This is a genomic window from Pseudomonas sp. BIGb0164 (genome assembly GCF_024810135.1).
GTDB lineage: Bacteria > Pseudomonadota > Gammaproteobacteria > Pseudomonadales > Pseudomonadaceae > Aquipseudomonas.
In genome coordinates, this window is the sequence record NZ_JANUEA010000004.1 from 248,724 (window position 1) to 263,793 (window position 15,070).

The 15,070-nt window shown below is 62.5% G+C and carries 10 protein-coding genes; 2 read left to right on the plus strand and 8 right to left on the minus strand.

Annotated elements, in window-relative coordinates:
- Positions 1-152: 152 nt before the first annotated feature.
- The 8 genes from M2394_RS12535 to glnE all read right to left on the minus strand — a co-directional run bounded on the left by M2394_RS12535 (position 153) and on the right by glnE (position 10,205).
- Positions 153-1,595, minus strand: coding sequence for a lipopolysaccharide kinase InaA family protein (locus M2394_RS12535; RefSeq protein ID WP_259172694.1), 1,443 nt, complete (start codon positions 1,593-1,595; stop codon positions 153-155).
- Positions 1,595-2,347 (minus strand): lipopolysaccharide kinase InaA family protein, encoded by a 753-nt coding sequence (locus M2394_RS12540; protein WP_178918635.1) that lies wholly within the window; start codon positions 2,345-2,347, stop codon positions 1,595-1,597. Before M2394_RS12540 ends, M2394_RS12535 begins: the two co-directional genes overlap by 1 nt.
- Positions 2,344-3,078, minus strand: a complete 735-nt coding sequence (locus tag M2394_RS12545) for a lipopolysaccharide kinase InaA family protein (protein WP_259172695.1) — start codon at positions 3,076-3,078, stop codon at positions 2,344-2,346. The genes M2394_RS12540 and M2394_RS12545 overlap by 4 nt, the downstream gene beginning before the upstream one ends.
- Positions 3,078-3,884, minus strand: coding sequence for a lipopolysaccharide core heptose(I) kinase RfaP (rfaP, locus tag M2394_RS12550; RefSeq protein WP_178918633.1), 807 nt, complete (start codon positions 3,882-3,884; stop codon positions 3,078-3,080). Before rfaP ends, M2394_RS12545 begins: the two co-directional genes overlap by 1 nt.
- Positions 3,881-5,005, minus strand: coding sequence for a glycosyltransferase family 4 protein (locus M2394_RS12555; RefSeq protein WP_178918632.1), 1,125 nt, complete (start codon positions 5,003-5,005; stop codon positions 3,881-3,883). Before M2394_RS12555 ends, rfaP begins: the two co-directional genes overlap by 4 nt.
- Positions 5,005-6,066: a lipopolysaccharide heptosyltransferase I gene (gene waaC, locus M2394_RS12560; RefSeq protein WP_259172696.1), complete on the minus strand. Its 1,062-nt coding sequence runs from the start codon at positions 6,064-6,066 to the stop codon at positions 5,005-5,007. The genes M2394_RS12555 and waaC overlap by 1 nt, the downstream gene beginning before the upstream one ends.
- A gap of 1 nt (position 6,067) precedes the next feature.
- Complete coding sequence (gene waaF / locus M2394_RS12565; protein ID WP_178918630.1) at positions 6,068-7,102, minus strand: lipopolysaccharide heptosyltransferase II; 1,035 nt, start codon at positions 7,100-7,102, stop codon at positions 6,068-6,070.
- Positions 7,103-7,265: 163 nt separating this feature from the next.
- The gene (gene glnE, locus M2394_RS12570; protein WP_259172697.1) at positions 7,266-10,205 is read right to left on the minus strand and encodes a bifunctional [glutamate--ammonia ligase]-adenylyl-L-tyrosine phosphorylase/[glutamate--ammonia-ligase] adenylyltransferase; all 2,940 of its coding nucleotides are present in this window, start codon (positions 10,203-10,205) and stop codon (positions 7,266-7,268) included.
- Positions 10,206-10,587: 382 nt separating this feature from the next.
- Here glnE and aceE point away from each other — a divergent pair, with 382 nt between their 5' ends.
- Together aceE and aceF are read left to right on the plus strand one after the other, a co-directional pair.
- Positions 10,588-13,233, plus strand: a complete 2,646-nt coding sequence (gene aceE / locus M2394_RS12575) for a pyruvate dehydrogenase (acetyl-transferring), homodimeric type (protein ID WP_176997185.1) — start codon at positions 10,588-10,590, stop codon at positions 13,231-13,233.
- 11 nt (positions 13,234-13,244) lie between these two features.
- Positions 13,245-14,888, plus strand: a complete 1,644-nt coding sequence (gene aceF / locus M2394_RS12580; RefSeq protein ID WP_178918628.1) for a dihydrolipoyllysine-residue acetyltransferase — start codon at positions 13,245-13,247, stop codon at positions 14,886-14,888.
- Positions 14,889-15,070: the final 182 nt, after the last annotated feature.

The following is a 15,070-nucleotide window of genomic DNA, read 5'->3' on the forward strand; positions in this document are numbered from 1 at the left end:
GTGAGCGGGCTTGCCCCGCGCCGCGGTGTATCAGGCGCCTCAAGCGTGACTGACACGCCGCCGCGCCGTAGTGTGCCAGGCACCTCACGCGTGAATGACGCGCCGCCGCGCGGGGCAAGCCCGCTCACTACAGTTGCGTAAGCCCGTGAGGGTTAGAGGGTCTGTTTGGGCAGGCGTTGATCGATCAGTTGGTACAACGCGCTGCGTTCAGGCCAGTTGCGCATGAACCGCGCGCGGTCCTTGGCGTACGCCGGGGCGAAGCTGGCGTCAGAGCTGTGTTGGCGCATGGCGTCCAGGTCGATCAGCGACCAGCGGTCCTTGTCCCAGAACAGGTTATGGCCCTTGAAATCACCATGGCTGATGCGCTCGCGGATCAGTTCGGCGAACAGGTGATCCAGGGCCTGCAGTTCATTTTCCGGCGCGTCGCCGCTTTCGACGTAGGGCGCGAAACGCTCGATGATGTCCGGGCCCGCGATCAATTCCGTCACCAGATAGGCGCGACTGCGCAGCCAGAAAAAGCGCTTTTCCAGCACAGCCAGCGGCTTGGGCGTGGCGATGCCGAGAAACGCCAGGCGATTGCCCTCGCGCCAGGAATGCCAGGCGCGGCTCGGGCGCCAGAAGCGCTTGAGCCAATGGACGAACCCTTTGATGTTGTAGCGCTTGATCACCAGCGCGCGCCCAGCCAGGTCGGTCTTGGCCACCGTCGCGGCACCACCGGTCTTGAAGAGGTGGCCGCTGTCGAGCAACGTGTCAGCCTGCTCCAGCACTGGCAGCATGGCGGCTTCTTCCTCACGGCGGACCGCACGCAATGCAAACGGACCACGCACCACGCTGAACAGCGTGCACTCGCGGCCGACTTTGCTCAGGAAGTCCTTCAGGCGCCAGGCGCTGACCTTGCGCACCTGTTTTTCCAAGGCCTCAAGCGGCAAGGCATGTTCACCGTTGGCCAGCAGGTAGTACACCAGCAACTCTTCGGTAAAGGGTTCGAGGTTCTTCGGCAACTGGGCGAAAAACACCCCGAGGTTTTCCAGCACACGGTTGCGCGACAGTGGCTTGCCGGCCTCTTCGACGCGAATCCCCGCGCCATCGATCAAATACAGCTTGCCGTCTTGGCGCAGCAGGTTGTCCAGGTGCAAGTCTTCCTGCCACAGGCCCCGGGTATGCATCTGGGCAATCGCCCCCAGCGCTTCGGCGAGCACGGCGGTTTGTTCGTCTGCCAAGGGCGGCAGGTGTTCGACGACGTGCCAGGCATCAGCCAGGCTCTCGGCGCCCTCGATAAATTCGAACAGCAGCCAACCGCCCTCGCCTTCCTGCAACCCGTCGGCCAGCAGCAACGGTGTGGTCAGGCCTTGTTCGGCCAGCAAGCGTACGCCGCTGAGTTCACGCTGAAAATGCCGCGCCGCCTTGCCTCCCACCAGCAACTTGGCCAGCACCGGGCGACCGCGCCAGACGCCCGCGCCCACGTAGCGCTCGCCCGGCAGCACGCGCAGCAGGCTGAGCAGTTGCAACTGACCAGGGCCCGCCGCATCGGCAAGCTCAATCGTCATCGGCAAACTCGGGGTACGACCAGCGGTTTTCAGCTCGGACAAACGCATCAGCGGTTTTCCTTGTGGCTACGGCGGGCGCTCAAACGCTGGTACCACGTGGCGACCAGCGAGCTGTCCGCAGGTTGCTCCAGGTACGCCGCCAACAGCTGGCGTACCTGCGCATCCGACCATTGTGGCGCGCGACGCAACAACGGTTCCAGATCCTTGACCCGATCACGCCAGCCAAAGAGCAGCGGGCGGGTTTTCTCCAGGTCGATCAACTGCGCGGCATAACCGTCAGCAGTAGCCTGCAGGAAAATATGCTTGGGGTAGAAACAGCCATGCACCTGCCCAACGCTGTGCAGGCGGCGCGCCAATTGGCCGCACGCCAGCAGGATCGCGCGGTGCTGGGCATCGCTCAACTGCGGCCATTGCTCCAGCAGGGAATCCAGGTCGTTCCAGCCATCCAGCGCGCGGGTCAGCAGCATTGCGCGGTATTCACCGGCGACCTTGCGTTCGCCGTAGAACGCCGCTTGCAAGGCAGGAATGCCCAACGAGCGGTAGCGACTGATGTTGCGAAACTCGCGGGAGAAACTGGGCTCGCCAAACGGGCGGTGCAAGCTGCGCGTCAGGTAGTTGCTCTGGCGCTTGAGGTAGTAACCCTGGCCTTCAAGCTCCAGGCGGAACACGCTGCTCCAACCGCCACGGCTGGTGTTGGGCTCATCCACTGCGTCCAATTGCTTGGCCCACAGGGCATCGAAGCTTGCCAGGCCGTTGCGCTCAAGCAGGGCACGGTCTTCGGCCGCCAGGAAATCACTCATTCGCGTCCCTCGAAAAACTTCACCACATGGCGAATTCGCTGTTTGTCCGACGCCGTCAGGTGCGTGCGTTGGCGATATTGCATGTAGAAACGCAGGCGCTGGGTGGCCGACAAGTGATACTTGGCGACCTTGTCCAGGCAGGCCAGGTCTTTGGTGATGCGGTACTTGAGCCAGAAACCGCGCCAGAAATCACCGTTGGGGCAGTCGATCAGGTACAGGGTCTGCTGGTCATCGATCAGCAGGTTGCGCCACTTCAAGTCGTTATGGGTGAAGCGGTGATCGTGCATGGTCCGGGTGTATTCGGCGAGCTGGCGGCTGACCGCATCGACCCACTTGGGGTTCTTGAGCCTCGCGTCACGGCGCTCGGCGAGTGCCGACAGGTCTTCGGTTTCTGGCAGCTCACGGGTGATCATCGCGCCACGGTCGTAGGCCAGGCCCTTGCGCTCCAGGCCCCAGGCAACCACGTCGGCGGTGGGAATGCCCCACTTGGCAAAACGCTTGAGGTTCTGCCATTCGGACTTCACTCGGGGCTTGCCCAGGTAGCGGCGCAGGCCCTTGCCGGCGCCGGTGTAGCGCTTGACGTAATAATTGACCCCGCCCCGCTCCACGCGGATCACTTCCGACAAGGGGTCACGGGTCAATTGTTCACCTTGCAGCGCGAACACCGCTTCAAGGGTTCCAAAATCATCCGCCAGGGCAGAGTAGGCCGGTTCCAGGTTCCAACCCGCCATCAGATCGCATCCCCCAAGCGTTGCTTGCGCGCGTACAGCTTGTCCGCCTTGCGCTGCAGCAGGTTCAAGGACGCCGATTGCTCGGCCAGGATCTGGCGCAGCGGCTGGCGGAAGTAGCCCTTGAGGAAACGCAGCTTGTCACGGCGGGTCAGGCCGATTTCCAGTGCCGAGTAATACAGCGCCGACAAGTCCTTGTCGCGCCAGCGCAGCGGCAGGTGCGCCCGCAACTGGGCACGGTGCAGGTCGATCACCGACAGCTTGATGTGCTTTGCATCGACAGGTTGCGCGGTGTCCAGCAGGAAGTGGCACAGGTAGCAGTCGCGGTGGTTTACGCCGCCACGGTGCATGTCGCCGACCATGCGCGCCAGCTCAAGGGTGAGCGCATGGCGCAACGCAGGCGCGGGCGGCTCGGCCACCCAGTTGATCGTCAGGTCTTCGAGGCTGACGGTCGGCGCCAGCTCTTCGGTGATGATGAACGAGTGCTGGTCGGCCGGGTTGTTGCCTTTTTCACCGAACGCCACGCCGGTCATGGTCGGCACGCCGAGCTGCTGCAAGCGATGAATCGCCGCCCACTCAAGGCCTGCGCCGAGCACCGGCAACTTGGCGGTGATCAGGTTCTTGAAGATCTCACCCCAGCCGATGCCACGGTGGATCTTTACGAAATACGGCCGGCCCTCCACCACGGTACGCAACGTGCGGCGCGCCGCCAGTTCACGGAATACTTCGCCTTGCAGCTTCTCGACTTCGGCAAAGGCATCACGCCCGGCCCATAACGTCTTGAACGGTTCGGCAAGAATCAACTTCATCGGTTCGGCTCCGCCAGAATCACATCCGCAGCGTGCTGCGGCATGCTGTAGAGGTCGGCCGTCTCGGCGAAGGCCAACCCATTGCGGCCCCAGGCCGCGCGCTGTGCAGTGTCGGTGAGCATCTGCGTCAGGTACTCGTTGAGCTGGTTCTGTTCGAACGGCTCATCCAGCACCAGGCCGCTGTCGGCCTCGCTGATGTAGTGGGCATAACCACACACCGCCGAGACCAGCACCGGCAACCCAGCCACCAGGGCTTCGAGCAACACGGTGCCGGTGTTTTCGTTGTACGCCGGGTGAATCAGCAGGTCGGCGCCCAGCAGGAAGCGCGGGATATCGCTGCGGCCCTTGAGGAACTGCACATTGTCCCCCAGGCCCAGGGTGGCGCTTTGCAGTTGGAATACTTTGGGGTCGTCCTGGCCGATTACAAACAGGCGCGTGCGTTTTTTCAGTTCAGCCGGCAGTGCGGCCACGGCCTTGAGGCTGCGGTCGACGCCCTTGGTCTTGAAACCCGAGCCGATCTGCACCAGCAGCAAGTCGTCGTCACCCAGGTTGAATTCCTTGCGGAAACCTTCGCGGATTTCGGCGGCATTCGGCGGCGCACGACGGTCCTGGGCAATGCCCGGCGGCAGCAGGTGGAAACGTTCCAGCGGCGTGTCGTAGTGCTTGATGAACAGCGGCTGCTGCACTTCGGAAATCATCAGGACTTCGGTCTTGGCGTCCTTGGCAAACACCGCGCGCTCGTACTCGGCAAAGTGTTTGTAGCGGCCAAAATAGCGGTACAGCGAGTGGCGCAGATTCTGCGCCTTGTCTTCAAAGCAGCCGTCGGCGGCGTAGTACACGTCCAGGCCAGGCATCTTGTTGAAGCCAATCAAACGGTCCACCGGGCGTTTGGCCAGGTCGGCTTCCATCCACGCGCTGAGTTTCTCGTTGCGCCGATGGTTGAAGAACGCCTTGACCGGCGCCACCAGCACTTCGAAACCGGGCGGGATGTCGCCTTCCCAGATCAGCGTATACACACGAATCTGGTGGCCGCGCTGCTGGCACTCCAGGGCGATGCGCATGAAATCGCGCTGCAAGCCGCCAAAGGGGAAGTATTTGTACAGAACAAAAGCCAGTTGCATCAGTGCAGCTCCTCAGCCAGTAACAACGTGCTCAGCCGGCTTGCCACACGCTCAGGGTTCAGGCGCGTGAAGCACAGGGGCGATTCGCGCTTGATGTCGAACCGACGCAGGTCGTCGGCCGTCGGTTGATAGGTACAGTTTTTTTGCAGGCACGGTGCACAGGGGAAGTCGCTGGCGAGGTGAATCTGGCCCTTGCCGTAGGCGCCGGTCAGGCCGGGGTTAGTCGGGCCGAACAGGGAAATGGTCGGCACGTCCAGGGCTGCAGCCAGGTGACCCAGGCCGGTGTCCACCGCCACACAGGCACGGGCGCCGGCCAGTACGCGGGCGACGCCGGCGAGGTTCAACTTGGGCAGCACTTCGGCGTTGCTCAAACCTTTGGCCAGGCGTTCGGCCCGGGCTTTTTCGGCGGCATTGCCCCACGGCAATTTCACGTCCACGCCCAACCGGCCCATGCGTTCGGCCAGCTCGCGCCAGTAGGCTTCGGGCCAGTGCTTGGTGTCCCAGGTGGTGCCGTGCAACAGCAGCACGAACGGTTTTTTCGGCGGCAGGCCGAGCAGCTTGTCGACACTCAGGCCGTAGTCGCCCAGGGCCTTGGGCAGGTCATACCCCAGGGCCACGGCGAACAGCTGGCGCAAGCGCTCCACCGCATGCTGCCCACGGGCCACGGCCAGGCGTCGCGAGTAGAAGCGTGCGGCAATGGGTTCGCGGGCGGAGTTTTTGTCGAAACCCGCCACCGGAGCACGCACATAGCGGGTCAGCCAGGCGCTTTTGAACAGGCCTTGGGCGTCGATCACCAGGTCGTACTTGGTCGACTGGACGCTCTGCTTGAAGCGTCGCCACTCGCCACTCTTGATGGTCTGCCAGATGTTTTTGCGCCAGCGGCGAATGGCTACTGGGATCACCTTGTCCACCGCAGGGTGCCAGGTGGGGATCTCGGCAAAGCCTTCTTCCACCACCCAGTCGAAACGGATGCCGGGGATCGCCCGCGCCGCATCGGTCAGCGCCGGCAAGGCGTGGATCACATCGCCCAGGGATGAGGTCTTGATTACCAGAACGCGCAAACTATCGGACCTCGACCACAGTGCCCTGCAACCGCTGCAAGGCTTCGTTCACCGGCTGGGGCAGCAACTGGCGCATGCAGTTGTAGTGGCCAAAACGGCAAGTGCGTTCAAAACACGGGCTGCAGTCCAGGCCCAGGCGCACCACTTCGACCTTGTCGGCCAAGGGCGGGGTGAAACCCGGCGAGGTGGAGCCGTACACCGCGACCAATGGGCGATTCAGCGCCGCGGCCACGTGCATCAGGCCGGAGTCGTTGGACACCACCGAGTCGGCGCAGGACAGCAGGTCGATGGCCTCGGCGAGCGACGTGTCGCCACTCAGGTTCACGGCTTCTTCGCGCAGGCCGGGAATCAGGCGCTGGCGGATGTCTTCGCCCACCGGATGGTCCTTTTTCGAACCGAACAGCCACACCTGCCAGCCTTCGCGGATCTTGGCTTCGGCGACCTTGGCGTAATGCTCGGACGGCCAGCGCTTGGATTCGCCGAACTCGGCACCGGGGCATAGGGCCAACACCGGGCGGTCCAGGGTCAGGCCGAACTTGGCCAGCGCCGCGTCACGGCTGACCGGGTCGATCTCAAGGCTCGGGCGTGGATACGGCTGTGGCAATTCGGCGCCCGGCTCATAGGCCAGGGCCATGAAGCGCTCGATCATCAGCGGGTAGCGCGCCTTGTCCAGGGTGCGCACGTCGTTGAGCAGCACGTAGCGAAACTCACCACGCCAGCCGGTGCGCTTGGGGATGCCAGCAAAATACGGCACCAGCGCCGACTTGAGCGAGTTGGGCAGCAGGATCGCCTGGTCGTACTGGCCGGCCAGGGATTTGCCGATGCGACGGCGGGTCGCCAGTTCCAGCGCGCCATGGCCGAGCGGAAAGCTCAAGGCCTTGCGCACTTCGGGCATGCGCTCGAGGATCGGGCGGCTCCACTCCGGGGCAAGCACGTCGATCTGGCAGTCTGGATGGCGCAGGCGCAGGCACTGGAACAGTGTCTGTGCCATCACCATGTCACCGACCCAACTGGGCCCAACGATCAGAATATTCATGTAGTTTCCACAAACGATACGGGGAGGCTAATGCCTCCCCGCCTCGATAATTTCTGTAGGAGACGAACAACCTGCAGGAGCCGGCTTGCCGGCGATGACGTCCGAAAGATCACCATGGATGCCAAGGGCCTCAATCGCCGGCAAGCCGGCTCCTACAGTTGACTCAACTTAACCCCAGTTCTTTCCAGATCCGCATCACCTGGCGCCGTTCGTCGGCGAACTGATCCCCGGCGACCGTGCCGGCCTCGTTTTGCAAGGCCTGGCGATGCGCGGCGGAACGGTAGGCCTTGTACACCTCACGCAGCAAGTGGGCATCGGCGGCGGGCATCAGCCCGACCTGCTCCAGGCCTTCCAGGATGCGGATATTGTCGGTATAGCGCAGCAACGACGGATGTTGCGCAGACCACGCCAAAGCCGCGTATTGCACCATAAATTCAATATCGACGATACCTCCGGCGTCCTGCTTGAGGTCGAACACCGCCGTGGGCTCGAAGGCATTGGCGCCGGTGCCGGCCGCCGTGGTCTTGGTGCCCAGGTTGTCACGCATCTTGGCACGCATCTCACTGACTTCCTGGCGCAGCGTCTCCAGGTCGCGCTCACGCCCCAGTACGTTGGCCCGCACCTGCTCGAATGCGCGGCCCACATCCTGGCTGCCCACCAGCACCCGCGCACGGATCAAGGCCTGATGTTCCCAGGTCCAGGCTTCATTTTGTTGATAGCGGTCAAACGCACCGAGCGAACTCACCAGCAAACCGGAAGCACCGGAAGGACGCAGGCGCATGTCCACTTCATAGAGCTGCCCGGAGTTGGTCTGGGTCGTCAGCAAATGGATGATCCGCTGGCCCAGGCGCGTAAAGAATTGCGCACCGTCGATCGGCTTGGCACCGTCGGTTTCAGCCTGCGGGTCGCCGTCATGGATAAACACCAGGTCAAGGTCCGAACCATGCCCCAGTTCGATCCCGCCGACTTTCCCATAACCGACAATGATGAAGCCAGGATCGCACAACGTCCCGTCCAGCCGTTGCGGCGAGCCGTGGCGCGCCACGGTCTGGCGCCAGGCCAGCGCCAGCACTTGCTCAAGGATGGCTTCGGCGAGCCAGGTCAAGTAGTCGCTGACCTTCATCAATGGCAGGCTGCCGGCGATTTCCGACGCCGCGACGCGCAGGCGGTGGGCCAGCTTGAAGTGGCGCAGGGCCTCCATCTGCTGCTCAAGGTCATCCTCGGGGATGCGCGTGAGGCGTTCGCGCAGTTCGGCGGCGAGTTCCGGCGCCAAGGGCGGCTTGAACAGGCGGCCTTCGTTGAGCAATTCGTCCAGCAACAATGGGAAACGCGTGATCTGCTCGGCGATCCACGGGCTGGCGGCGCACAGGGTCAGCAGCCGGCGCAGGGCGTCGGGGTTTTCCGTGAGCAGCACCAGATAAGCGGAACGACGGGCGACGGCCTCGACCAGCGGCAGCACGCGCTCCAACACCAGGTCCGGGTTGGCATGCTCGACGGCCTGGGCCAATAAACGCGGGATAAACGCATCCAGTCGCTCTCGGCCCAGGCGCTGCATAGCGCGCAACTGCGGACTGCTGCGCAGGCTGGTCAGGGCTTTCAGGGCTTTGGGCGCGTCGGTGAAGCCACCCTCGGCCAATTGGCGACAGGCAGCGTCTTCATCTTGGGATTCTTCCCACAGCGGCAACCACTCACCGCCCACAACCAGCTCGCTTTCTTCGCCCTCTTCTTCATCCGGGTCGGCGATGACCTGGCGGAAATGCCAGTCAATGCGACCGCGCCAGTCCATCAGGCGCTCATGGAAGCTCGCCCAATCGGCAAACCCCAGCATAAAGGCAATGCGCGCCTGGTCTTCCGGGCTGTCGGGGAGCATCTGGGTCTGACGGTCGGCAATCGCCTGGATAGCGTGTTCGGTGTAGCGCAGGAATTCATAGCCATTGCGCAACTCGGCGATCACCGCCGGCGGCAGGTAGCCCTGGCCTTCCAGGGTGCCGAGCACCTTGAGCAACGGCCGTTGCTGCAGGCTGAGGTCGCGGCCGCCGTGGATCAGCTGGAACGCCTGGGCGATGAACTCCACCTCGCGAATGCCGCCCGCCCCCAGCTTGATGTTGTCGGCCATGCCCTTGCGCCGCACTTCCTGCTGGATCAGCTGCTTCATGGTGCGCAGCGCTTCGATGGCGGAAAAATCCAGGTAACGGCGGTAGACGAACGGCCGCAGCATGTCGAGCAACTGCGCGCCGGCCACCTGATCACCGGCCACTACGCGCGCCTTGATCATCGCGTAGCGTTCCCAGTCGCGGCCCTGGTCCTGGTAGTACTGTTCCAGCGCATTGAAGCTGAGCACCAACGCGCCGGCCGAGCCGTAGGGGCGCAGGCGCATGTCGACACGGAATACAAAGCCGTCGACGGTCATCGGGTCGAGGGCCTTGATCAGTTTTTGACCCAGGCGAATGAAAAATTCCTGGTTGTCCAGGGCGCGCTTGACCCCCACGGTTTCGCCGCCTTCGGGGTAGGCGAAGATCAGGTCGATGTCGGAAGAGAGGTTCAGCTCCACGGCGCCGAGCTTGCCCATGCCAAGGATGACCATATGCTGTGCTTCACCGCTGCGCCGGCCGGTGGGCGTACCGAACTGCACGCAGTGGCGCTGGTACAGCCATTGGTAGGCCTGGTCGATGCTGGCGTCGGCCATGTCGGAGAGGTCACGGCAGGTTTGCACCAGATCGGCCTGGCGCGTCAGGTCGCGCCAGATGATGCGCACTTGCTGGCGGGTGCGCTGGCGGCGTAGCACGCGGCCCAATTCATCTTCTGTTTCAGCCTGTTGCACGGCGGCGGCGATCTGCCCGCACAGTTCGTCGGGCGCAAAGCCGCGATCCAACTCGCCCCAGGCCACCAGCTCAAGCAACATCAAAGGGTCACGAAGGCTCTGTTCAATGACGAAATCACTGGCGGCGCATACGCGGGCGAAGTCGGCCCACCGTTGCGGCGTCCACGCAGAAAGTCCATGATCGTCGTCCAGCGCGGCCACTGCGTCACGAAATGACTGCTCGGCCCGCTGGGCAAAAGGCAAGAGAACGGCCGGCAGTTCGGCCAGCGTGGGAAGGCTCATGGTCTATCCTTGTTCGGCGCGTAAAAGGCGTGTTGCCGTGAAGGCAAGAACCACGCTTGGTGAAGGACTGTCGAACAAAGGTGAGAAATAGCTGAAATTAATTTCATTTTGGCAGCCAGCATCAAACTTTCACCTTTTCTTGTTCGCAAAAGATCAACAATAACGATTATGCTCACCAGCCAGACCGAGCCATACGCTCAGTCTTGTGTAGTTTTACTACTCGTATATACATTCGAAAGGCTGAAATGGCCGACGATTTGTAGTAAAACTACAGGACGCCGAAGCAACCTTCGGCCATCCAAGAATTTATGTCGTCTGCCCACAAGGCCAGTCGCAAACTCAGGCAACCGATTCTGGTAGCCTTTCCGCCCTGGAGCAAGCCATGCAAGACCTCGATCCCGTCGAAACCCAGGAATGGCTGGACGCCCTGGAATCGGTTCTCGACAAAGAAGGCGAAGACCGTGCTCACTACCTGATGACCCGTATGGGCGAACTCGCGACCCGCAGCGGCTCGCAACTGCCCTACGCCATCACCACGCCATACCGCAACACCATCCCCGTTACCCACGAAGCACGCATGCCTGGCGACCTGTTCATGGAACGCCGCATTCGCTCGCTGGTACGTTGGAACGCCATGGCGATGGTAATGCGCACGAACTTGAAAGATTCGGACCTGGGCGGTCACATCTCCAGCTTCGCTTCCAGCGCAACCCTGTATGACATCGGCTTCAACTACTTCTTCCAGGCCCCGACCGACGAACACGGCGGCGACCTGATCTACTTCCAGGGCCACACCTCCCCAGGCGTCTACGCCCGTGCGTTCATGGAAGGCCGCATCACCGAAGAACACATGAACAACTTCCGCCAGGAAGTGGACGGTAACGGCCTGTCGTCGTACCCGCACCCTTGGCTGATGCCTGATTTCTGGCAGTTCCCGACTGTATCCATGGGCCTGGGCCCGATCCAGGCGATCTACCAGGCTCGCTTCATGAAGTACCTGGAAGCCCGTGGCTTCATCCCTGAAGGCAAGCAGAAAGTCTGGTGCTTCCTGGGCGACGGCGAGTGCGACGAGCCGGAATCCCTGGGTGCCATCTCCCTGGCTGGCCGCGAGAAGCTGGACAACCTGATCTTCGTCATCAACTGCAACCTGCAGCGCCTCGACGGCCCGGTTCGCGGCAACGGCAAGATCATCCAGGAACTCGAAGGCGTGTTCCGCGGTGCTCAGTGGAACGTGACCAAAGTCATCTGGGGCCGTTTCTGGGACCCACTGCTGGCCAAGGACGTCGACGGCATCCTGCAACGTCGCATGGACGAAGTCATCGACGGCGAGTACCAGAACTACAAGGCCAAAGACGGCGCGTTCGTGCGCGAACACTTCTTCAACACGCCTGAACTCAAGGCGATGGTTGCAGACCTGTCCGACGACGAGATCTGGAAACTCAACCGTGGCGGCCACGACCCGTACAAGGTCTACGCGGCGTACCACGAAGCGGTGAACCACAAAGAACAACCGACCGTCATCCTGGCCAAGACCATCAAGGGTTATGGCACCGGTGCCGGCGAAGCGAAGAACACTGCGCACAACACCAAGAAAGTCGATGTCGACAGCCTGAAGTTGTTCCGCGACCGCTTCGACATCCCGGTCAAGGACGAAGAGCTGGAGAACCTGCCGTTCTTCAAGCCGGAGCCGAACAGCGCCGAAGCCCGTTACCTGGCCGAGCGCCGCGCCGCACTGGGTGGTTTCGTGCCACAGCGTCGCGCCAACAGCTTCAGCGTACCGACGCCAGACCTGAGCACCCTCAAGGCCATCCTCGACGGCTCGGGCGACCGTGAAATCTCCACCACCATGGCTTTCGTGCGCATCCTGGCGCAGCTGGTCAAGGACAAGGACATCGGCCCGCGCATCGTGCCGATCATCCCGGACGAAGCCCGTACCTTCGGTATGGAAGGCATGTTCCGTCAGTTGGGCATCTACTCCTCCGTCGGCCAGCTCTACGAGCCAGTCGATAAAGACCAGGTGATGTTCTACAAGGAAGACAAGAAGGGCCAGATCCTCGAAGAAGGCATCAACGAAGCGGGCGCCATGAGCTCCTTCATCGCTGCCGGTACTTCGTACTCCAGCCACAACCAGCCGATGCTGCCGTTCTACATCTTCTACTCGATGTTCGGCTTCCAGCGCATTGGCGACCTGGCGTGGGCAGCAGGCGACAGCCGTACCCGTGGCTTCCTGATCGGCGGTACCGCCGGCCGTACCACGCTGAACGGCGAAGGCCTGCAACACGAAGACGGTCACAGCCACATCCTGGCTGCCACCATCCCGAACTGCCGCACCTTTGATCCAACCTACGGCTATGAGCTGGCGGTGATCATCCAGGACGGCATGAAGAAGATGACCGAAGAGCAGCAGGACGTTTTCTACTACATCACCGTGATGAACGAGTCCTACCAGCAGCCTGCAATGCCGGCTGGCGTGGAAGAAGGCATCATCAAGGGCATGTACCTGCTCGAAGAAGACACCAAGGAAGCAGCGCACCACGTACAGCTGATGGGCTCCGGCACCATCCTGCGCGAAGTGCGTGAAGCGGCGAAGATCCTGCGTGAAGAGTTCAATGTCGGCGCTGACGTGTGGAGCGTAACCAGCTTCAACGAACTGCGTCGCGATGGCCTGGCCGTAGAGCGTCACAACCGCCTGCACCCTGGCCAGAAGCCACAGCGCACCTTCGTTGAAGAGTGCCTGACCGGCCGTAAAGGCCCGGTGATCGCTTCGACCGACTACATGAAACTGTTTGCTGAACAAATTCGCCAGTGGGTCCCGTCCAAGGAATTCAAAGTCCTGGGCACCGACGGTTTCGGCCGCAGTGACAGCCGCAAGAAGCTGCGTCACTTCTTCGAAGTTGACCGTCACTTCGTGGTGTTGGCAGCCCTGGAAGCCTTGGCTGACCGTGGTGAGATCGAACCCAAGGTGGTGGCAGACGCTATCGTCAAGTTCGGGATCAACCCGGAAAAACGCAACCCACTGGACTGCTGAGGAGACTTTTTGTGAGCGAACTCATTCGCGTACCTGACATCGGCAGCGGTGAAGGTGAAGTAATCGAGCTGTTTGTGAAGGTCGGCGACACCGTCGAAGCCGACCAGAGCATCCTGACCCTGGAGTCGGACAAGGCGAGCATGGAAATCCCTGCTCCCAAGGCCGGCGTGGTCAAGAGCCTGAAAGTGAAGCTGGGCGACCGCTTGAAAGAAGGCGACGAACTGCTTGAGCTGGAAATCGAAGGTGCCGCTGATGCGGCCCCTGCGGCGGCTCCTGCTGCCGCTGCCGCACCCGCGCCTGCTGAAAAACCTGCTGCTGCCGAGGCCCCTGCGGCCCCGGCTGCTGCGCCGGCTGCAGCCTCTGTCCAGGACATCCACGTCCCGGACATCGGTTCGTCGGGCAAGGCCAAGATCATCGAGTTGCTGGTCAAGGTCGGCGACACCGTCGAAGCCGACCAGTCGCTGATCACCCTGGAGTCCGACAAGGCCTCCATGGAAATCCCTTCGCCGGCTGCCGGCGTGGTGGAAAGCATCGCGGTCAAGCTGGAAGACGAAGTCGGCACTGGCGACTTCATCCTCAAGCTGAAAGTACAAGGCGCTGCACCGGCTGCGGCCCCTGCACCTGCCGCCGCGCCGGCTGCCAAGGCTGAAGCGGCTCCCGCCGCTGCCGCCCCTGCACCGGCTGCAAAAGCCGAGGCCGCACCGGCCCCTGCTGCTGCCGCACCTGCGCCAAGCGGTGCCAAGGTTCACGCCGGCCCTGCCGTGCGTCAGTTGGCCCGTGAGTTCGGCGTTGAGCTGAGTGCTGTCGCGGCCAGCGGTCCTCACGGCCGTGTGCTGAAGGAAGACGTGCAGGCTTACGTCAAAGCCATGATGCAGAAAGCCAAGGAAGCGCCAGCTGCTGGCGGCGCTACCGGTGGTTCGGGCATTCCGCCGATCCGCACCGTCGATTTCAGCCGCTTCGGTGAAATCGAAGAAGTGCCGATGACCCGCCTGATGCAAATCGGCGCGGCCGGCCTGCACGCCAGCTGGCTGAACATCCCGCACGTGACTCAGTTCGACCAGGCCGACATCACCGACTTGGAAGCTTTCCGCGTTGCGCAGAAAGCCGTGGCTGAAAAAGCCGGCGTGAAACTGACCGTGCTGCCTCTGCTGCTCAAGGCGTGCGCACACCTGCTCAAGGAACTGCCGGACTTCAACGCCTCGCTGGCACCAAGCGGCAAGGCGATCATCCGCAAGAAGTACGTGCACATCGGCTTTGCCGTCGACACCCCGGATGGCCTGCTGGTACCGGTCATCAAGAACGTCGACCAGAAGAGCCTGCTGCAGCTTGCCGCTGAGGCCGCTGCACTGGCCGCCAAGGCCCGTGACAAGAAGCTCACCCCGGACGACATGCAGGGTGCCTGCTTCACCATCTCCAGCCTCGGTCACATTGGCGGCACTGGCTTCACGCCAATCGTCAACGCGCCGGAAGTGGCGATCCTGGGTGTGTCCAAGGCCACTATCCAGCCTGTCTGGGACGGTAAAGCGTTCCAGCCGAAGCTGATGTTGCCACTGTCGCTGTCCTACGATCACCGCGTGATCAACGGCGCCGCTGCTGCTCGCTTCACGCAGCGCCTGAGCCAACTGCTCAACGACATCCGCACCATTCTGCTGTAAGCCACCACGGGCCTCCCCTTCACCGGGGAGGCCCTGTTGCACCGATTTCCGAGCGCCACGCTCGTACCTCAACCCCGCCACTTGGCGGGGCTTTTTTTGCCTGTTTATTGGACAAGAAAAACAGGCTTGTACACCTTCCATCACCCCGATTGCAGAAATCCCCCGAGCAGCCGATAACCCCC